Below are 20,405 nucleotides of genomic sequence, written 5' to 3' on the forward strand. Positions count from 1 at the left end.
CGGGCTGTGGCGTTACGTGTCGACAAGCTCGCGGTGCATTTTGAGTCCACGGTGATCATCGCAGGCATCCGCCAGGCACTGAAGCGACTTTCCTAACACGGCCTAGCAGGCCCCGTCCTTCGCGCAGCGTTCACAACCTCGCGAGGAAGTACAGCTAGAGCAGCGTCTGCTGCTCCTCCCCCGCATGCCCCGGGGCGCCTGCGGGCGCGTCTGCCCCGGCGCGCTGGGTGGTATCCAGGGGTGGACCGTTGGGGTCGATGAGGTGGGGGCCTTGGTGGGCGACGGATCCGACCGCGCGGTCCACGGGACTGATGGTGACTGCGGGCACGTGGGCGCGGGGGACGTCGTCCTCCCCGTCGAGCCAAGCGCGGGCGGCAGGCCCCTCGACGAACAGCGGCATCCGGTGGTGCACGGCCGCCAGTGCCCCTTCCGCGGGGCCGGTGACCATGGTGGTCGACAGTCGTGCGCAGCCGGTGTCGAACAGTGCGGCGGCGAACAGCATCGTGCCCGCCTGGCGGATGAGGTAAGGCTGTTTGTCGTGCCACTCGTAGTAGGCGTTCATGGGGATCAGTGCCCGCTGTTCGCGCCACGCGCCCCGGAAGGTGGGTTTGGTTGCGGCGGTTTCGACCCGGGCGTTGAACGTGGAATAGGTCGGCACGTCTGTCGCCCAGCGGGGGATCAGCCCCCAGCGGGCGGGCACCACCACGAGCTCGTCGGGGTGGGCCGCGCCGGCGTCGTCACCCTGGGGCAGGGTGGCGTGGTATTCGCTCGGGGTGTGGGCGCGCAGGGTGCTGTGCCGGGTGATGATGGGGATGGGGGTGGTCGGCGCGATGTTGTAGCGCTCTGGGGGCATGCCGAAGGGGTAGAGCACCCGGCCTGTGATGTCGAGGAGTGCTGTGGCCATGTCGTCTTCTGTCGCGTACAGCACGAAGCGTCCGCACATCGTGGTCTCCCTTGGCTTGGTCCCGGTGGCCCGCGGCGTGGTGCGGGGGCCGTGTCGTGTGCGCTTGAGCCTACCCAGCCCGCCAGGGGGAAGCGTCCGCAGACGGTGTCGGGGCTGCCAGCGCCGTGTCGTACGGTGCCGGTGGTGCGGCACTGTTCACGGGGGTGTGGATGGCAGCACCCGCTGGCGGGGAGCCTGTGGACCCTGCCACCCCACGAGGGCTGGCGGTGTGAGGGCTCTCCCTTAGGATGGGTGCGTGAGAAATTTTTGGCCCGCTCCCACAGCCGATGCCCCGATCACTGCCCGCGTGCAGGTTCCGGGCTCGAAATCGATGACGAACCGCGCGCTGATCCTGGCCGCACTCGCCGAGTCCCCGTCCCGGATTCGTGGTGCGCTGCGGAGCCGCGACTCGGATCTCATGATGCGGGCACTGCGCGCCATGGGCGTGCGGATCGACACCCGCGTCGAGGAGTCCACCGGCGACGAGGTGATTCATGTGACCCCGGCGCCGCTGGTGGGCGGCCACGTCGATTGCGGTTTGGCGGGCACCGTCATGCGGTTCGTGCCGCCGGTGGCCGCACTGGCCTCCGGGCAGGTGTCCTTCGACGGCGACGAGTACGCCCGTAACCGCCCGATGGGCACCATCCTGACGGCCTTGAAGGACCTGGGCGTGGCGGTGAGCGGCGATAAGTTGCCGTTCACGGTCATCGGGACCGGTCGGGCCCGCGGCGGGGAGGTCACCATCGACGCCTCGGGTTCCTCCCAGTTCGTCTCCGGGTTGCTGCTATCGGCCGCCCGTTTCGACGAGGGCATCACGGTGCGCCACGTCGGCGCCACCCTGCCGTCGCTGCCGCACATCGACATGACGGTGGCGATGCTCCGCGAGGCGGGTGTCCGCGTCGACGTCGATGTGGAGCACTCCACCTGGTCGGTGCACCCGGGCCCCATCGCGGGCCGGGAATGGCTCATCGAACCGGACCTGTCGAATGCGACGCCGTTCCTCGCGGCGGCGATGGTCACCGGGGGCACGGTGACGATGCCCTGGCCCCAGACCACCACCCAGCCGGGGGACGAGTTCCGCCGCATCGCTACCGCGATGGGCGCCACCTGCACTCTCCGCGACACGGGCGATCATGCCGCGGAGCTCACGGTCACTGGCCCCGGTGCCGCGCACCTGTCCCCCATCTCCTGGGACATGGGCGACATTGGCGAACTCACGCCGACCGTGGCGGCCCTGTGCGCCCTGGCGGGCGGGGAATCCCAGCTCACCGGTATTGCGCACCTGCGCGGACACGAAACCGACCGCCTCAAAGCCCTGGCGACGGAGATCACCCGCGTCGGCGGCACTGCCACGGACGAGGCCGACGGGCTGCGCATCACCGGCACGCCCACCCTCACGGGCGCGCAGTGGCTGTCCTACGACGACCACCGCATGGCCACCGCCGGCGCCATCCTCGGGTTGGTGACCCCCGGCATGGAGATCGACAACATCGCCACCACCGCGAAAACCCTGCCCGGGTTCGAGCACATGTGGCAGCGCATGCTCGACGGCGAGGAGCAGTAGCCCCATGGCCCGCGCCCGCAGCTCCTCCCGCTACGTCGACGAAAGCGACATCCGCGTCCGCCCCGGGAAAGGCTCCCGCCCCCGCACGAAAGACCGCCCCACCCACAACGACGCCCAATTCGGCATGGTGGTGTCCAAGGACCGCGGCCGCTGGGGCGTGGTCCTCGACGCCGACGCCGCCGAGATCCTCAACGACGGCAACCACCAGGTCAGCCCCATTGTGTGCATGCGCGCCCGCGAACTGGGCCGCACCCCCATCGTCGTCGGCGACCGGGTCGGCATCGTCGGCGATACCTCGGGCGCGCCGGGCACACTCGCCCGCATCGTGAAACTCGCCGACCGCACCAGCGTGCTGCGGCGCACGGCGGACGACACGGACGCCTACGAGCGCGTCGTCGTCGGCAACGCCGACCAGCTGCTCATCGTGTGCGCGGTGGCGGACCCGCCGCCCCGCACCGGGTTCGTGGAGCGCGCGCTCATCGCCGCCTTCGTGGGGGGCTGCACCCCGATTGTGTGCTTGACGAAGTCGGACCTGGCGGACCCGAGTGCTTTCGCCGCCGAGTTCGCCGACCTGGATGTTCCTGTCGTGGTGTGTGGCACCGAGGACCCCATCACCCCGGTGGAGGACGTCACCCGCGGCAAAGTGACCGCCCTGATTGGGCACTCGGGTGTGGGCAAGTCGACGCTCGTCAACCGCCTGGTGCCGGACGCGGACCGGGCGACGAGTGCGGTCAGCGGTGTCGGCAAGGGCCGGCACACCTCCACCCAGTCGGTGGCGTTGCCGCTGCCGCAGGGCGGCTGGATCATCGACACCCCAGGTATTCGTTCCTTCGGGTTGGCGCACGTCGATGCCGACACCATCGTCGACGTGTTTGATGATCTGCGGGCCGCCGCCGAGGACTGCCCGCGTGGGTGTTCCCACGACGAGCCGGGCTGTGCCCTCGCCGAGTTGGAGGGCACCTCGGGGCGGCGGTTCCAGGCGGTGCTGCGGCTCATTCGGGCGCTGCGGCAGAACGTGGACTGGGAGTAGCCGCCTGCGGGCGGGGACGTTGTCGACACTGGAGGTTGGACGTGGGTTGGTGGATTGGCAGCGGGCATTCCCGCGCGAAGGACGCCACGGGACGCGCACTGGAGGAACGCACCCGCGCCGAGGGGCACCTCGACCGGGAGCCGCACCCCCGCCTCGCCCGCGATCCTGTCACCCCTGGGGTCGTTGGCCCCAGCGGCCCGACCCCGCCGCCCGCGCCACCCGCACCGGAGGCCCCGGGCGGGCGGGCCTGGATCACGGAAACCCCGCTCAACCGGCTGGCCCTGTTCGCGATCATCGCAGGTGTGGTCACCGGGGTGTTGGTGGCGGCGATTAACTGGGCGGTCATCGGCACCGAGAGGCTCGTGTACGGCACCGACCACATCGCTACCCTCGGCCCCGGGGAGACCGTGGCGCCGGCGCGCCTGGCGTGGACGCTCGTCGGGGTGGGGGTGGTCACCGCGGTGGCGTGGTTCCTCCTCGGCCGCTTCGGCCGCCCCACCGTCAGCGTTCCCGGCGCAATGAAGGGGGAACACATGCCCGTGCCGGAAACCCTGGCCAGCGCGTTCCTCCAGGTCATGAGTGTGGCTGCGGGCGCGCCCGTCGGCCGGGAGAACGCACCCCGGCTCCTCGGCGGTTTGGCGGCGGCCGGCATGACGCGCTCCCTGCACATTGATGCCGCCTCCCGGCGGATCCTGGTGGCCTCCGCGGCGGGGGCGGGGCTGGCTGCGTCGTTCCATCTGCCGCTCGCGGGCGCGCTGTTCACCCTGGAGTTGCTGCTGCTGGAGTTCACCACCCGCACGGTGGTGGCGGCGATGGTGTGCTCCGCGACGGCGGTGGCCACGACGAGCCTGTTCGTGCACCACCACCCCATCTACCGGGCGGTCACCCTCTCGGAGCGCCCCGAGGTGCTCCTTGTCGCCATCATTGTGGGTGCCCTCGCCGGCTCGGCGGGCCACTTCTTTGGCCGGGCAGCCCGCAAGGTGGCGGCCCGCCGGGCCCGCGGCACCCAGGTGCTGTGGCAGATGCCGCTGGCGTTCCTCGTCGTCGCCGCCCTCGCGCTCGTGATCCCCGGAGTGTCGGGCAATGGGCGCTACGCGGCGCAGCTGCTGCTGTTTGACGAGATGACGGTGTCGATGATGCTTGTGCTGGGGGTGGCGCGCGCCGCGGTGACGTTGTTGTGCTTCCGCACCGGCGCCGTGGGCGGTACCCTCACCCCGGCGTTCGCGCTGGGGGCACTCATTGGGGCGGCGGTCGGCACGGTGCTGCACCCGTTGTTCCCCACGCTGCCGCTGGGCGCGTTCGCGCTCATGGGGGCGGCGGCGTTTTTGTCGACGACGATGGCGGCACCCATGTTTGGCATGCTCGCGGCCGTGGAGTTCACCGACATGCCCGCCCAGGGCTACCTGGCGATGTTCGTCACCGTCATCGCCGCAGCGCTGGCCACCCGGGCGTGGGCGGTGCTCATCGACAAGGAATCGAAGGCCACGATCTGGGCGCCCACCCAGTGGACGCAGGCCACCTAGCGCCCACGGCCCACGCCACTCCGCCCGGGGGCCACGGCTGCCTGACGCTGATGGCTCCCCGGTGCAGGCGGCTATCTGAGGGACGGGTCCGGGTGTGCCCCTGCGGGACTGGGACGCGCCTCTGCGGGACCGGATGGGAGAAGGCAGTTTAGACCCGGCGGAACGCCGCGCCCAGCAGGTGCCGCACGCCGGCCACCACCCCGGGGCGCAGCTCTTTGAGCATCCGCAGTGCCGGCACCAGGCCCGCCCGGTGCCCCGCCTCGTCCGCACCGACATGCAGGTGGGTTTCGACCTCCGGGGTGAGCGCCCGATTAGAGCGCACCTCCGGGGCGTTGTCACGGCTGGCCGCCAAGAACTTGTTCGGCAGCGTCAGCTTCAGCAGGGTGCGCTGCACCTTGAGCAGCTGCTTCGGGAAGCTGTCGACGTTGTACGGCAGGTCGTACTCCTTGGCGATGGCGCGCACCTCCCGGCTGACTTCCGCCAGCCGGTTCGAGGGCATGTCGGGGAAGAGGTGGTGCTCAATCTGGTAGTTGAGGTTGCCGGAGAGGATCGTGAGGATCGTGCCGCCGTGGAAGTTCGCCGACCCGAGCATCTGCCGCAGGTACCACTCGCCGCGGGTCTCCGTCGCGAACTGCTCCTTGGTGAACGTTTCCGTCTCGTCGGGGAAGTGCCCGCAGAAGATCACCGCATAGGACCAGTAGTTGCGGATGAGGTTGGCGATCATGGTGGCTTTCATGGTGTGGCCGAAGTTCGGGCCACTCAGCGCGGGGAACAGGATGTAGTCCTTGGTGACCTGCCGCTTCGACTTGGCGACTGCCTCCCAGAAACGCGGTGCGGTCGTCGCCCAGTCCTGCTTGCCGCTAAAGAAGCGCCCAAGTTCCACGTCGTAGAACGCCACCGCCCACTGGAACAGGCTCGCCAGCACGAAGTTCGTCACCGGCTGGAAGGCGAAGAACGGCGACCAGCGGCGGTCGCGGGTCACTCGCAGCACGCCGTAGCCGACGTCGTTGTCCATGCCGAGGATGTTGGTGAACTTGTGGTGGACGTAGTTGTGGGAGTGCATCCACTGGGAGCTCGGGCAGGTCATGTCCCACTCCCAGGTGGTGGAGTGGATCTCGGGGTCGTTCATCCAGTCCCACTGGCCGTGGATGACGTTGTGGCCGATCTCCATGTTCTCCAGCACCTTCGACAGGCCCAGCAGGCCCGCCCCCGCCCAGAACAGAGGCTTCTTGTGGCTGAACAGCAGGGCGGCCCGGCCGGCGATTTCGCAGCCGCGCTGGAAGCGGATGAGGTTGTGGATGTAGGCGACGTCGCGCTCGCCGAGGGAGTTTTTCACCCGCTCCTGGATGGCGTCGAAGCGGCGGCCGATCTCTTCGATGTCGGCGTCAGTCAGGTGGCTGTAGGCCTTGATGTTGTCGATGGCCATGGGGTTCTCCTAGGGACGTGGGGGTGGTGAACAGAAATGGGAAAGTAAAGAACGCGGGAAGGGGAAGCTCCCACACGGTGGCGGGGCCTGCACGGCCAGTGCGCGGACTACGCCGCCCCTGGGGTGGCGTGCGCGCTACACGTCGAGGGTGACGTCCCCGTTGGCGACGCACACGCAGGTGCGGACCCGCTCGCCGGGGCCTTTGACGTCACTGGTGCGCAGGTCGGTGACGTGCCCGTGCTGGACTTGCTGGACGCAGGTTTGGCAGATGCCCATGCGGCAGCCGAAGGGCAGCTGGATGCCGGCCTGCTCCCCCGCCTCCAGGAGGGTGGTGGCCCCGTCGACCTGGATGCTGCCGCGGGTGCCGAAGGTGACGAGCCCGCCCTGCGCGTCGCTCGCGCGGTCGAGGGTGAAGCGCTCCGTGTGGAGGCGTGCCCCTGTGCGCTCCGCCCAGGTTTCCAGCGCCTGCAACATGGCCTCCGGCCCGCAGGCGAAGACCTCCCGCTGAGCCGCATCGGGCACGAGGGTGCTGAGATTGTCAGGGGTGATCCGCCCCTGGGTGCCGGTGAGGTGCACGTGGACGCGCACCCCGCGGGCTTCAGCCCGCCGCAGGTCCTCGGCGAAGAGCAGGTCGGCTTCGCTGCGGACCGAGTGCACAAGCACGCAGTCGGTGGGGAAGGTGTGTGCCCCGGGGGCGAGGCGGTCCTCCATGCTGCGGAGCATGCTCACCACCGGGGTGATCCCGGTGCCGGCGGTGAGGAACAGCAGCGCCTCCGGCAGCGGCTCCGGGAGGTGGAAGTCGCCGGCCGGTGCCGCGAGCCGCACCGTCATGCCGGGGTGTGCGCCGCTCACCAAGTGGGTGGAGAGTTTGCCTTTCTCGACGGCGCGGACGGTGATTTCCAGGTGCCCGCTGGCGGGCTGTGGGGCGCAGGTCAACGAATAGCTGCGCCAGGTGTAGCGGCCGTCAATGGGCACCCCGATGCCGATGTATTGGCCGGGATGGAAGTCGACCGGCACGCCCCAGCCGGGTTTGATCCCGAGGGTGACTGTGTCGGGGGTGGCGCGGGTGACGTGCACGATGCGACCGCGGAGTTCCCGGGCGGACCACAGGGGGTTGACCAGCTGGGTGTAGTCGTCGGGCAACAGGGGGGTGGTGAAGCGGCGCAGGATGCGCCTTAAGCGTGAGTGTTCTGCCACGGCAGTCCTTTGTGCGTTGGGTTATCGCCGGGGGCCTGGACGAAGGACTCGGCCCACCACACGAAGCTACGGACCCGTAGCCTACTAGCCCGTAAGTTCACTGTCTAGTGTTGCCCACAAAGCAGTTCTGCTGCCCTCCCCCACCGCTACCCCCGCAACCACAGGCACGCTGCACCCACCTGCCGCCGCCCCGCCCCAGACAGCACAGAACCCCGGTGCCGCAGCGTCTCACGCTCATGGACGTGAGATGCCGGGGCACCGGGGTTAGGGCGGCAGCCGCACTGCCGCGTCACACACCCGCTGATTTAAGGGTTCGTCAGGAAACGCTCGAGGTGGGAGGGCTCCCGATAGGCCATGAAGTTATCCTGCGCGTCCGCCACCGTGTTGGCGGCGTCCTCCTCCCCCAGGTCGGATTCCACGATCGCGGCGACGGCCGCGGCGGTGGCCTCCTCGTTCGCGGCGGGATCAATGTGGATGGAGGCGATGTGCTTCATCGGCACCCGGTCGACCGCCACGGACACCACACTGTCACCCAGCTCCTCGTCGATGGTGCAGGCCGCATCGTCAATGTCGACGCTGACGACAACCCGCCGGTGCGGCTGGTTCTCCACGCCTGCGTGCAGCAGCCGCAGGGAGGCCTCAGCGGCGTCGAGGAAGGCGTAGTACTCCACGTCCTCAAGCTCCAGGCCCTCGAACGCCTCGATGAGCGCCGGGGTCGCAGTGAACCCGTAGCCGCCCACCACCGGGTGGGAGCCTTCGGCGTGCAGCTGCGCCAGGTGATCAAAGGTGGACGGCAGATAGACACGCATGGGGCCTAGTACTCCCCGTCCATGCCGAACATGCCGCAGATCTCCACCACGGCACGATCGAAGTGCTGGTAGAACACGCCCACCAGGCCAGAGTCCACTGCACCGCGCACGTTGAGAATGTTGTCGTCGACGAAGACGCAGTCGTTCATCGGCAGATCCAGGAAACCGGCGGCGATGTCGAAGGCCTTGGTGTCGGGCTTTTCGGCACCAATCTCACCGGACAGGGCCACGGCGTCGACGATGCCGTCGGCCAGCCACTGGCGAATGTCCTCCGCCAGGCGGCCATCGGCCTCCGTGTTGGACAGGATGGCCAGCTGCACGCCGTGGGCCTTGAGCTCCGCGAGCAACGCCTTCCAGCGGCGCACATCCTCATCACTGCCGTCGAGCACGCCGCAGTAGTCCACGATCAGACCGCGCATGACGTGCGCGTCCCTACGAAAATTCATTGTCTTCTCCTCCGCACCATCGACGGGCACCGCGCGTGGCGGCCACCCGGAGGCACCTGTGTTGTCGTCATCGCGCCCCCACATCCACCCGCGCGAAGCACGGGTCGGCGGGGCGCCCCTTCCACGTTTCGTTCTACCAGCCACGGCACAGATGCGCCGCCCACAATTGATAGGCACCGCGGGCAGACATCGCGCACGCCGGGGCGTGGGAACACCGTGACAAAGAAGTTAGCCGACAACCCTCTCCCCTGTCGCCCACCCTCGGTGAGCGCAATCACACAGCACCCCCGGCGGCACACCCCCGCTTGCGCACTCCCACCTCTCAGCGCCAGCGCCCGGGAGGCGCGTTGCGCCTATCCCATGACAGCGCATCCGGCACCGGCCCAACCCGGGCGGACCTGCATCAACGACGGGCAAGGAACCATTTCTCACAGCAGGTGACTCTAGGGAGGTAGACGGCATGCCCACGCCCCCACCGGGCTGCCTTCGACAGTGCGCCCACGGCACGAGGGCGCACTCGCCCCACGCTCCCCAGACCGACCACACCGCGAACCCCCTGGGTGGAAGAGATGCACGGCTCACCCCCGGGAGGATCCCTCCGCGGTGGCGTGCGCGTGCCTGATGTCCTTAGCCCCTTGGTGACCGAAAGTTCCTGTCATGAGTGATGTTGTCCACACCATCGAATCCCCTCCCGCAGCGCGAGCGACCGGCGTGCACCCCGGCGGCGCACGGCCGGCCGTCGCCCCGCAGGGCGTGGCGCTCGTTGCCCTCCCCGACGCGGCCCAGCCCCTCACACCCCCAGAGGCCGGCGCCACCCCGTCACGGGCGCTGGCGCGGGAAACCCTGCGCAGCGCCGCGTCCGCGCCCGCAGTCATCCACGGGCGGCGCGCGATGGCACCACAACCCGCCGGAGCACCTGCCGCCCCATCCCATCAACCGGAGGATGCGGCCCGGCCGCTGGCGGTGGAGGTCTCCAATGCCTCGGTGGTCTACGCACGGGCGCGGGCCATGGCAATGCACCCCTCCCGCAGCGCGGAGGCCACCTCCATCGCACGCCTGCTGCAGCAGGCCCGCACCGCGCAGCAGCCGCCCACGACCCCCGTCCCGGGGCCGCCTGTGCGCGGTGCGGAGGCTTCCCGCGGCACCCCTCCCGGGGCGGCACCCCACGACGACGGGGAGGCAGCCGAGGCGGTCACCGGCGCCGCGCCACTGCGGGCGCCCGACCCACCCCCGCTGTTCCCCACCACGTTCGCCCGCATGCCGGGCTGCCACACCCTCCAAGTGCTCACCCCGGCCCCGCACCAGGACGCCAGCGCGCCTGACCTGAATGCCGGGCAGGACGCGGCCGTCCATGGCCTGGCAGCGGTGGGGTTGGGCCTGCCGGGCACCCTCGCCGCCGACATGGATACCCACTCCACGGTGGCCAGCCTCGTCGAGCACGCTCTCGCCGTCGCCCACGGGCAACGCCCCCTGCGTGACGTGATGACGCCGGAATACTCCCCACAGGTGCGGGTGGAGTGCCGCAACCGGCGGGTCGCCACCGGGCGGGCGGTCGTCGTTCTGGGGGAACTGCGGGTGCTGCACCGGCCCCGCTGGCACTTCGCCACCCCCGCAGCGCGCCTCCGGGTGCGCTACTTAAAGGCCCGGGAGGACGCCCTTCGCGTCGCCTACGATCCGCCCTCGCCGACGGCTGCGGACTTGGCGCGCGAGTACGCCACCGATGCGGCGGGTACCCGCGCAGGCCTGCAGGTGGAGTTCAATGGCACGTTCCGCGCCCGCGGCGCCAAGGGGCTGCTCACGGGCATGTGCGTGCACACCACGAAAGGCTGGCAGCTGTTGCACCTGCGACTGTCCGGTTCCTGAGCCGCCCGGTGGCGCACATGCCGGTGTGGGGCCGTACAAACGCCGCATGCCCCGCCAGGTGTCTCCTGGCGGGGCATGGACGAACAGGCAGGCGCCAGAGGTGGCGGCGCGTGCGCTGCGAAAAGGGTTTAGACCTCTTCAGGGCCGGAGGTGGTCATTTCCTTCGGTCCGTTGTCGATGCCGTAGTCCTTGTCGTCGACGGTGCCGTCGTGGTTGATGTCGGCGGAACCGGCGGCCTGGATCTGCGGGAGGATTTCCGCGCGGGAGGCGAAGAGACGACGGACGGTGTCTTCCTTGATGGCGTCCTTCATGGCGTTGAACATGTCGCCGCCTTCCTTCTGGTACTCGACCAGCGGGTCGCGCTGCGCCATGGCGCGCAGGCCGATGCCCTCCTTGAGGTAGTCCATCTCGTAGAGGTGCTCACGCCACTTCTGGTCGACCACGGACAGAATGACGCGGCGTTCCATGTCGCGCATCTGGGCGGGGCCGGCAATCTGCGAGATGGCGTCGTCGAGCACCTGGTACTGGGCGTGCGCGTCCTTGGTGAGCGCGTCGATGAGGTCGGCTGCGCTCAGGTCGCCGCGGCCGCCGTACTCGGTGCCCTCGACGAGGGACTGCCAGGTCATCGACGGGCCGTAGAGGGCGTTGAGTGCGCGCCACAGTTCGTCGAGGTCCCAGTCCTCCACGTAGCCGTTGGCGGTGGCGGCGGCCACGTAGTCGGTGATGGTCTCGTCGATCATGGACTGCACCTGGTCGGCCACGTCGCGGCCCTCCAGGATTTCGCGGCGCTCACGGTAGATGACCTTGCGCTGCTCGTTCATGACTTCGTCGTACTTCAGGACGTTTTTACGCATCTCGAAGTTCTGGTTCTCCACCTGGCTCTGCGCGCCCTTGATGGAGTTGGTGACCATCTTGGCCTCGATCGGCACGTCGTCCGGCACGTTGAGGCGGTTCATCATGTTCTCCATGCGCTGGCCGACGAAGCGCAGCATGAGCTCGTCGCGCATGGACAGGTAGAAGCGGGTGGTGCCCGGGTCGCCCTGACGGCCGGCACGACCACGCAGCTGGTTGTCGATGCGGCGGGACTCGTGGCGCTCGGTGCCGAGGACGTACAGGCCGCCGGCCTGGCGGACCTGCTCCGCAGCCTCGTCGGACTTCTTGCGCATCTTCTCCAGCTCGCCGAGCCAGGCTGCCTCGTACTCCTCCGGGGTCTCGACGGGGTCGAGGCCGCGGGCACGCAGGTTGATGTCGGCGAGGATGGAGGGGTTACCGCCGAGCACGATGTCGGTACCGCGGCCGGCCATGTTGGTGGACACGGTCACCGCGCCCGGCAGGCCTGCCTGGGCGACGATTTCCGCTTCCTTCTCGTGGTGCTTCGCGTTGAGCACGTGGTGCGGGATGTGGCGGGACTGCAGCAGCTGGGAGAGGTACTCGGAGCGCTCCACGGAGGTGGTGCCGACGAGCACCGGCTGGCCGGCGGCGACACGCTCAGCGATGTCGTCGGCGACGGCGGCGAACTTCGCCTCCTGGGTCTTGTACACCAGGTCGGTGAGGTCCTGGCGCTGGTTGGGGCGGTTCGTCGGGATCGGGATGACGTTGAGCTTGTAGATCTGGTGCAGCTCGCTGGCCTCGGTCTCGGCGGTACCGGTCATGCCGGACAGCTTGTCGTAGAGGCGGAAGTAGTTCTGCAGGGTGATCGTGGCGAGCGTCTGGTTCTCCGCCTTGATCTCCACGCCTTCCTTGGCCTCGATGGCCTGGTGCATGCCCTCGTTGTAGCGGCGGCCCGCCAGCACACGGCCGGTGAACTCGTCGACGATCATCACCTCGCCGTTGCGGATGATGTAGTCCTTGTCCTTGGTGAACAGCTCCTTGGCCTTGATGGCGTTGTTCAGGTAGCTGACCAGCTGGGAGTGCTCAGGCGCGTAGAGGTTGTCGATGCCGAGCTGGTCTTCGACGTACTCGACACCGGCTTCCTTCACACCGACGGTGCGCTTCCGCTCGTCGACTTCGTAGTGGACGTCGCGCTGCATGCGGGGGGCGATCTGCGCGAAGTTGGCGTACCAGGCAGAGGAGCCGTCGGCGGGGCCACTGATGATCAGCGGGGTGCGGGCCTCGTCGATGAGGATGGAGTCCACCTCGTCGACGATGGCGTAGTGGTGGCCACGCTGCACGAGGTCGTTGGTCGACAGCGCCATGTTGTCGCGCAGGTAGTCGAAGCCGAGCTCGTTGTTGGTGCCGTAGGTGATGTCGGCGTTGTAGGCCTTGCGGCGCTGCTCCGGGGTCATATCGGAGAGGATGACGTCGGTCTCGAGGCCGAGGAAGCGGTGCACGCGGCCCATCCACTCGGCGTCACGCTTGGCGAGGTAGTCGTTGACGGTGACGACGTGCACGCCCTTGCCCTCGAGGGCGTTGAGGTAGGCGGGCAGCACACAGGTCAGGGTCTTACCTTCACCGGTGCGCATCTCGGCGACGTTGCCGAAGTGCAGGGCGGCGCCGCCCATGATCTGCACCGGGTAGTGCTTCTGGTTGAGCACGCGCCAGGAGGCTTCGCGGGCGACGGCGAAGGCGTCAAGGAGAATATCGTCGACGGTCTTCCCCGCCGCCAGCTGCTCCTTGAACTCGTCCGTCTTGGCGCGCAGTTCCTCGTCGGAAACATCGGCGTACTTCGGCTCGAGGGCGATCACCTCATCGGCAATCTTCTTCAGGCGCTTGACGGCGCGCCCTTCACCAGCGCGAAGCAGCTTGGAAAGTCCAAACACAGGCAATAATCCTTCAATGTCAGTTCACTCGGCACGTCTCGGCCGCGCCCGAATCACTCATCTGCCACAGCACGCACCGTCCAGGGTGATACGCACCCGGGTGGTGCTGAAGCAGGCGAGAACAACGTGTACTCAAATATTTTTGTCATCCGACGACTCCCGCCCGCGGTGAGCAATCCCACGCGCACCGGGCAGGCCCGCCACCGCACCACCTCGGCAGTGTCGACACGTCCGAGGAAAAGTCTAAGAAGAACCTTAAGGAAGCGGTGGGGTGGCACAGCACCCGGGTGTCGCGCGTGGCGTGCGCTTTTGGGGCGCACGTGCGGCGGCACGCGGGCGGAGTCAGTCTAAGTCGGGACTATTCTACGCGTCTTGAAACGCATCTGATGAATGCAGGGGCACTCGGTGGGCGCTGCTGCCACCCCACAGCACCCCGGCAGACCCGCGGCGCGCACCCGTTGGGGCGAACCTGCGCACATGCGCGCACCCGCCCGGGACGCTGCACGTGTGACGGCGTCGATCCCGGGCGGGCGCGAAAAAAGAAAGGGCGAAGAAGAGAAAGAGGGGAAACGTCTGGAATAACGTCGCCGCTGTGGGGCGGGACGAGCGGGGCAACGCATTCGACCCTGGAGTGCTCGTCCCGTGCACACCGCACGCGAACCCACAGCGCAGGTGTCGTGCGTAGCGGCTCGTGTCAGGCAGCGTCAGCTACCTGGGGTTACTCGCTCTCGGCGAGAACGATGAGACCGTAGTCGTACGCGTGGCGGCGGTAGACAACGCTCGGGCGGCCGGTCTCCTCATCGACGAAGAGGTAGAAGTCGTGGCCCACGAGCTCCATCTCCGACAGGGCGTCATCGACGCTCATCGGGGTGGCGGGGTGCTCCTTGGTGCGCACGATCTGGCCGGGCTGAACATCGTCGACGGTGTCGGCGTAAGGATCAACAGCTTCCTGCTCAGCCTTCGCGTTCGCGGCAGCAGCCTCGGCGGCGAGCTCCACGGCGACCTGGTCCATCGGCTTCGGGGTGCGGTGGCCAGAGCGGCTGATCTTGCGGCGGGCCTTCACCTTCCGCAGGGAGCGCTCCATGCGGCTCAGCGCGGTCTCCAGAGCCGCGTAGAAGGAATCTTCCTTCGCCTCGGCGCGGGCGATGTGGCCCTTGCCGGTCGCGGTGATCTGGATCTTGTCGGAGGAGTCAGCACGGCGCGGGTTGGGCTCGTGCTGCAGCTCGACGTGGAAGAAGGTGAGGGTCGGGTCGAGGCGGGCGATCTTCGCGAGCTTCGTCTGCACGCGCTCAGCGAAGTGGTCGGGCACCTCCACGTTGCGTCCGGTGATGTTGACCTTGATGTCAGCAGGGGTCGTCACGTGACTTACCTCCCGGTACGGGCCACCGCGCGGTAGTGAGTGGGATTACTAACCCCGCAGGCGGTGACGGGAATTACTACACCCTTAGAGTACCTCTGGTCATAACCATCGCGCCGAGCGGTATGGCGTATTTTTTCCATCGCCCCAGCGTGGAGGGTGAAAAAAATTTTTTACCCCCACCGCCCCCGCGCAGCGTTCCCCCAGGTCGCATTCGGACCACCCGATGCCCCCGTGTCGCCGAAGCGCTCAGACCACCACTCATCCACCGCTCACACCCCGCCCACACAGCCGCCGCACGACCGCTCAACCCACCCCACGCACCACCCGCAGGACCACTGAGCGCACTCGGCGCACTCGGCGCACTCGGCGCATGCCGCGTGCGCCCCGCTCCCCCACTGCCCACTCACGTGGAGGCCAGCACGACCGCACCGACCACCTGCACCCCGGCGGCGAGCAGCCGCCCGCAGCTCAGCCGCAGGGTGGCCCCGGTGGTGGCGACGTCGTCGAAGAGCAGCACGGGCGTGTCGTGGGGCAAGTTGTCGCCGATCCGCAGGTGGCTGCTCAGGTTGTCGACGCGGGCCGCCATGCTCAGGCCGACGGAGTCGGCGGCCGCGTCATCCAGCCACAGGCAGGGGTGGACCCGCAGCCCTGCCGCCCGCGCCCAGGCGGTGACGTGGTCTTCGCCGCGGGCGCGCGCCGCGGCCGGCCGGGTGGGTGCCGGCACCACCACGTAGTCGGTGGTCTCAGGCAGTTCACCCCGCGCGGCCAGGTACTCCAGCCCGGCGCGCAGGATGCTGCCCACCTGCGGGTGGAGGTCGTGGCGCCCGTGGTCTTTGGCGGCGAGGATGACTCCCCGGTGGGGGCCGGCGTAGGCGCCGAAGGACCACACGGGGACGAGTGTGTCGAGGCGGGGGTAGACGCGCCCGGGTGGGAGGCTGAGTCGGCGGCGGCAGACTGCACAGAGCCGCAGTCCGGGGACACCGCAGCCGGCGCAGTCACGGGGCAGGAGGATGTCGAGGAAGTGCGTGGGTTCCTCGAGCGGCCGGGCGGGCGCCGGGGTGTGGGCCTGCGGCTGGGTGCGCGGGTGGGTCTCCATGCTGCTGCGGGTGACGTGGTGGAGTCTGTCACCGCCGCCGCGGATCCAGCCGACCGCCTGCCAGGCGTGCAGGCGCGTGCGTGCGCGGAGCGCCTGCACGAGGCCCCGGCCGCGGCGGGGTGTGTGCCCGCCCGCGTGCACCGGGCGTGGGGGTGGTGGGGGCTGTGTCCTCATGCGCCCCAGTCAAGCCCGGGGAGTACCGGCCGCGCACGCCCCTGCGGGGTGGGCCTGTGGAGAACTCCCCTGGTGCGCGTCCGGGTGTGGATACCCCGCCGCGTGCGGCGCGAGCCCCTGCACGGCCCGGCTCCCGCGTGGGCGCGAGCGCGCCGCAGGGCGGTTAGGAGCCGACGATGAGGTAGCCGCCGCTGCCCACGAGGGCCGGGACTTCCCGCCAGAAGGCGGTGGCGCCGGCGTTGACGGGCAGCTGCAGGGTGGCGCGAGCGTCGGTGAGGTACAGCATCGTCGCGCTGGTGGCGACTTCCACGACGGGGGCGGTGATGTTGCCGCTGGGCAGGGGGGTGGCCCCGGAGCCGTCGGGTTCCACCCGCCACACGGGGGAGTCCGGGTCGCTGGTGCCGACGATGAGGGAGCCGTCGCGCATCCAGTCGAGGGAGATGGCGGTGTTACCGATGGCGGGGGCTGCGGGGATCACGTTGACGATGCGGCGTTCCCCCGGTCCGGGGCGGGCGACGGTGCCGAGGTAGACCACCCCGTCGCGGATCATGGCGGCGCGCACCCCGGTGGGGCTGAGCATGAGGTCGCTGATCGGTGTGTCCGCCATCGGGTCGTCGTCGAGGTCGGGCATCTCAACAGCCTGTTGGGTCATGTCGCCGGTGGCGGTGGAGCGGGCGATACGCACGACGTCCCTGCCGTCGGCGACGGTCCACAGGGCGGTGCCGCCGTATTCGAAGGACGGCCGGGTGAGGGTGGCGCCGTCCATGACGACGCTGGGGGCGCCGTCGGTGGGGCCGACGAGCAGCTCGAAGCGGTCGCCCTCCTCACCGGATCCGGGCTCGAGTGCCACGGCGGCCGCCAGGGGCTGCTCCCCGGACACGCTCACCGCGGCGGAGGTGAGCATGCCGGTCGTGAAGGTGGAGTCCACCGTGTTCAGCGGCAGGATGCGGTCCCCCTCCAGTTTGAACAGGTTGCCATCGAGGAGGGTGTAGAGGGGCGCGACGGCCGCCTGCGGGGCCGACGGGTTGTATTCGGCAACGTCGTCGACGTCCATGTCGACGTGGTCGGGGTCGATGGGCGCCCCGTCGAGCTCAATGCGGTAGGGGCCGGTGATCCCACCCTTCGCGAGCGTCCAGATGACCTGGGCGGCGAACTTGTGCCGATCGTCCGGCTTGAGATCGTTGAACCCGGTGAACATGTAGGCGCCGTCACTGATGCCGGTGAACGTGCCCCCGGGCGGCACGACCGTCTCCACCCCGGGTCCCAATAGCCCCGTCGGGCCCTCCATGAGCAGGGAGATCAGTGCGGTGTCGAGCTGCGGCTGGCGGGTGTACACCCACCGGCGGTCCCGGACGAGGAACCTGCCGGTGGAGTCGAAGAAGAACAGGTTCTGGGGGCTGAAATTGTTCTGCAGTTCCGTGCGCTCCAACAGCACCCCCTGCGGGAGGGCGTCGATACGCCACTGGCCGTCAACTTTCACCATATCGATGGTGGCCTCCAGCTCCCCTTCGGCGGGCCGGTACGCGCCACCGGTGCCCAGGCTGCCCACCACGCTGCCGCGGGCGGTGAACGTCACCCGGTTGTTGCCGCGCATCGCAGTGGTGGTGATGTCGATGCGGTCGACGATCGTCGCCCCATCGCCGTCATTCCACGCCTCCGCCATCGCCTGGGTGAGGTAGGCGCGGGCCGCCTGGTGGGAACCCGTCGGCCGGCCCAGTGCCGCGAAGAAGGACCGCAGCAGCAGGTCGGGTTCCTGGCCATCGATCGGGCCGGCATTGTCTTCCTCCGTCGGCACGGCCGGCTCCCAGGAGCGCAGCACCTGGGGACTACCGTCACCCGGCAGGGAGGTGCACGCGGTGAGCACACCACCCCCGGCGAGCATGCCCGCCACCATCACCCACGTTGCGACCTTGCCGGGTCGGGTTCGCCAGCGTGTGTGCATTAGTGCTCCTCCTGCGTCGCATCGTCGATGCCGGCGGCATCCTCGTTCGTGTCCTTCCCAGCCTGCGGCTGAGGGTCCTCGCCTGCCGCGCCAGTGCTCACCTCGGCGGGAGTATCCTCCCAGTCGTCGCCGAGAGCATCCAACAAAGCGTCGGTGATTTCCTCCTCCGCGAACTCGTGGAAGTCATCCACCCCTGCCAAAGGATCCGACCCACCAGCAGCCGCAGGCGCCGCAGGGGTCGCCGCCGCGGCGGGCACCTCAGCCGCGTCGGCCGCATCGGCCGGCACATCAGCCTGCGGGCGTTGCGCCCGGAAACTCCCCGTCGGGGTCGGCCCCGTCCGCGCCACGAAATCACTCAACGAGCGGCTCGCCCCACCGGCGGTCGGGTGCTCCGCAAAATACTCGGCGACGAGCGCCGCCTGCTGCTCCGCAGGGCTGAGCGACTCCACCCCCTCAGCACCACCGGTAGCCACAGCACCAGCATCATCGGCGGCACCGATCTCGGCACCCGGCACCGTCGGCGGAATATAGGCCCCCGCCAACGCCGCCGCCGACGCCACCACATGATCCGCCCAGTCGTCCTCCACCGGCTCCGGGGGCAACAACTCCAGCGGCGAGGTCATAAAGTACTCCCCCGGGGTACGGGGAATCGTCAACCGGAACACACTACCCACCCCCGGCGTCCCCGCCGCGTCAAGAACGCCGCCGTGCAACACCGCATCCTCGTGGGAAATCGCCAACCCCAGGCCCGTGCCGCCCGAGTGCCGCACCCGCGAGGGATCCGCCCGCCAGAAACGGTTAAACACCAAATCCTCCTGGCCCGGCTTCAACCCCACACCATGATCCGTGACCGTGATCGCGATCGCCTCCTCGTTCGCGGCGAACAACACCTCCACGGGACGGGACTCGGAGTGGTCAATCGCGTTCGCCAACAGGTTGCGCAAAATACGCTCAATACGGCGGGAATCAATGGTGGCGTACACCGGCTCATCCGGCAGATCGAACAACACCGGCACCCCCAACTCCGCCGCCAAATGCTGGGTTTGCTGCCACGCCGAGGACACCACGGCACGCACATCCACGCGCTCCTCCGCCAAATCCGCCATACCGGCGTCGTGGCGGGAGATCTCCAACAGGTCCGCCAGCAGCGACTCGAAGCGGTCGAGCTCGCGCACCATGAGCTCGGCGGCGCGCCGGGTCACCGGGTCGAGGTCGTCTTTTTGGTCGGAGATCATGTCGGCCGCCATCCGCACCGTCGTCAGCGGGGTGCGCAGCTCGTGGGACACATCGGAGGTGAACTGGCGCTGCAGGTCGCCGTACTCCTCCAGTTGGCGGATCTGCTTCGACAGCGACTCGGCCATGGCGTTGAAGGATTCCGCCAGGCGCGCCATCTCATCTTCCCCGTCGACGAGCATGCGTTCCCGCAGATGCCCGCCGGCGAAACGTTCCGCGATGCGGGCCGCCGACCGCAGCGGGCCGGTCACCTGCTTGGTGGACAGCCAGGCGATGACGACGAGCAGCAGCACGAGCACCAATCCGCCCGCGGTGAGCAGCCCCCTGGTGAGCGCCATCGTGGCTTCCTCATTGTCGAGGGGGAAGACCAAAAACAGCTCCAGGTTGGAGATGTCGGAATCGGTCGGGGTGCCAATGATGAGCGCCTTGTAGTGGGTGTTATCCGCCCGGGTGACGGTGGTGTACTGGTAGGAGATGTAGCGCCGGTCGACGAACTGCAGCAGTTGCTCGGGGATGACGTAGCCCTCCGGGGAGGTCGTCGCCGCCCCGTCAGCGGTGCGCACCACGAGGACCGGCTCAAACACGGCCGCCGTGTCGCTGGTGGCCTGCGAGCGGCTCGTCAGTGCTGCGCGCGCCGAGTTGAGGCGCACCTGCACCGAGTTCGAGGTATCGGTGGCGGCGACCTGGGCTTCGACGATGACGCGGGCGCGGTCGATTTCCTGGGAGGCGAACGCCAACTTCGAGTCGACGAGACGCTGGGCGACGACACTGATCATCACGAACCCCAGCACCATGATGACCGTGACGGATGCCGCCGCGATGGAGCCAATGACCTTGACCTGGAGGGAGGTGCGCCACGCTTCCGCGGCGCGCTGCCACAGCCCGCTGGTGGCGCGCACCAGCCAGTCCCACATCCGGCCCACCGGCGCCAGCACCCCACCGGGGGCGAAGACGGCCGGCCGGGTGGGCGGCACCCCGTCGACGACGATGTCGACGGTGTCGGTATCCCCGACCGGGCTGCCGAGGATCACCCCGGGCCC

The 20,405-nt window shown here is 69.0% G+C and carries 14 protein-coding genes; 4 read left to right on the forward strand and 10 right to left on the reverse strand.

The features are described 5' to 3' along the window. Positions 1 to 154 precede the first annotated feature (154 nt). The gene (locus C1Y63_RS09480; RefSeq protein ID WP_106016217.1) at positions 155 to 943 is read right to left on the reverse strand and encodes an SOS response-associated peptidase; all 789 of its coding nucleotides are present in this window, start codon (positions 941 to 943) and stop codon (positions 155 to 157) included. Positions 944 to 1,199: 256 nt separating this feature from the next. Here C1Y63_RS09480 and aroA point away from each other — a divergent pair, with 256 nt between their 5' ends. Genes aroA through C1Y63_RS09495 form a run of 3 tightly spaced genes read left to right on the forward strand, consistent with a single transcriptional unit; the run spans position 1,200 to position 5,060 of the window. Further along, a complete protein-coding gene (gene aroA, locus C1Y63_RS09485) occupies positions 1,200 to 2,507 on the forward strand; it encodes a 3-phosphoshikimate 1-carboxyvinyltransferase (protein WP_233195673.1) in 1,308 nt (435 codons plus the stop codon). 4 nt (positions 2,508 to 2,511) lie between these two features. Continuing rightward, positions 2,512 to 3,537, forward strand: a complete 1,026-nt coding sequence (rsgA, locus tag C1Y63_RS09490) for a ribosome small subunit-dependent GTPase A (protein ID WP_106016219.1) — start codon at positions 2,512 to 2,514, stop codon at positions 3,535 to 3,537. A gap of 41 nt (positions 3,538 to 3,578) precedes the next feature. Continuing rightward, positions 3,579 to 5,060, forward strand: a complete 1,482-nt coding sequence (locus tag C1Y63_RS09495; RefSeq protein ID WP_369831041.1) for a chloride channel protein — start codon at positions 3,579 to 3,581, stop codon at positions 5,058 to 5,060. A 148-nt stretch (positions 5,061 to 5,208) separates the two neighbouring features. Here C1Y63_RS09495 and C1Y63_RS09500 read toward each other — a convergent pair whose 3' ends face one another. The 4 genes from C1Y63_RS09500 to C1Y63_RS09515 form a co-directional block, all read right to left on the reverse strand. After that, positions 5,209 to 6,486, reverse strand: coding sequence for a fatty acid desaturase (locus tag C1Y63_RS09500; RefSeq protein WP_106016220.1), 1,278 nt, complete (start codon positions 6,484 to 6,486; stop codon positions 5,209 to 5,211). 135 nt (positions 6,487 to 6,621) lie between these two features. Then, complete coding sequence (locus C1Y63_RS09505; protein ID WP_106016221.1) at positions 6,622 to 7,683, reverse strand: ferredoxin reductase; 1,062 nt, start codon at positions 7,681 to 7,683, stop codon at positions 6,622 to 6,624. A gap of 305 nt (positions 7,684 to 7,988) precedes the next feature. Beyond that, positions 7,989 to 8,492 carry a hypothetical protein gene (locus C1Y63_RS09510; protein WP_106016222.1) on the reverse strand — a complete coding sequence of 168 codons (504 nt, stop codon included), beginning with the start codon at positions 8,490 to 8,492 and terminating at the stop codon, positions 7,989 to 7,991. Between the two features lie 5 nt (positions 8,493 to 8,497). Further along, positions 8,498 to 8,911 (reverse strand): HAD family hydrolase, encoded by a 414-nt coding sequence (locus tag C1Y63_RS09515; RefSeq protein WP_106016223.1) that lies wholly within the window; start codon positions 8,909 to 8,911, stop codon positions 8,498 to 8,500. A gap of 684 nt (positions 8,912 to 9,595) precedes the next feature. Here C1Y63_RS09515 and C1Y63_RS09520 point away from each other — a divergent pair. Next, positions 9,596 to 10,801 carry a hypothetical protein gene (locus tag C1Y63_RS09520; RefSeq protein WP_106016224.1) on the forward strand — a complete coding sequence of 402 codons (1,206 nt, stop codon included), beginning with the start codon at positions 9,596 to 9,598 and terminating at the stop codon, positions 10,799 to 10,801. Between the two features lie 128 nt (positions 10,802 to 10,929). Here C1Y63_RS09520 and secA read toward each other — a convergent pair whose 3' ends face one another. From secA to mtrB, 5 genes are all read right to left on the reverse strand, one after another. Then, positions 10,930 to 13,560 (reverse strand): preprotein translocase subunit SecA, encoded by a 2,631-nt coding sequence (secA, locus tag C1Y63_RS09525; RefSeq protein WP_106016225.1) that lies wholly within the window; start codon positions 13,558 to 13,560, stop codon positions 10,930 to 10,932. A gap of 718 nt (positions 13,561 to 14,278) precedes the next feature. Continuing rightward, positions 14,279 to 14,920 (reverse strand): ribosome hibernation-promoting factor, HPF/YfiA family, encoded by a 642-nt coding sequence (gene hpf / locus C1Y63_RS09530; RefSeq protein ID WP_106016226.1) that lies wholly within the window; start codon positions 14,918 to 14,920, stop codon positions 14,279 to 14,281. 403 nt (positions 14,921 to 15,323) lie between these two features. Beyond that, positions 15,324 to 16,190, reverse strand: coding sequence for a ComF family protein (locus C1Y63_RS09535; RefSeq protein ID WP_233195674.1), 867 nt, complete (start codon positions 16,188 to 16,190; stop codon positions 15,324 to 15,326). A 163-nt stretch (positions 16,191 to 16,353) separates the two neighbouring features. After that, a complete protein-coding gene (locus tag C1Y63_RS09540; RefSeq protein ID WP_106016227.1) occupies positions 16,354 to 18,132 on the reverse strand; it encodes an LpqB family beta-propeller domain-containing protein in 1,779 nt (592 codons plus the stop codon). Beyond that, a complete protein-coding gene (gene mtrB, locus C1Y63_RS09545; RefSeq protein ID WP_106016255.1) occupies positions 18,132 to 20,279 on the reverse strand; it encodes an MtrAB system histidine kinase MtrB in 2,148 nt (715 codons plus the stop codon). Before mtrB ends, C1Y63_RS09540 begins: the two co-directional genes overlap by 1 nt. Between the last annotated feature and the right edge of the window lie 126 nt (positions 20,280 to 20,405).

It is taken from the genome of Corynebacterium sp. 13CS0277 (genome assembly GCF_002994655.1).
Lineage (GTDB): Bacteria > Actinomycetota > Actinomycetes > Mycobacteriales > Mycobacteriaceae > Corynebacterium.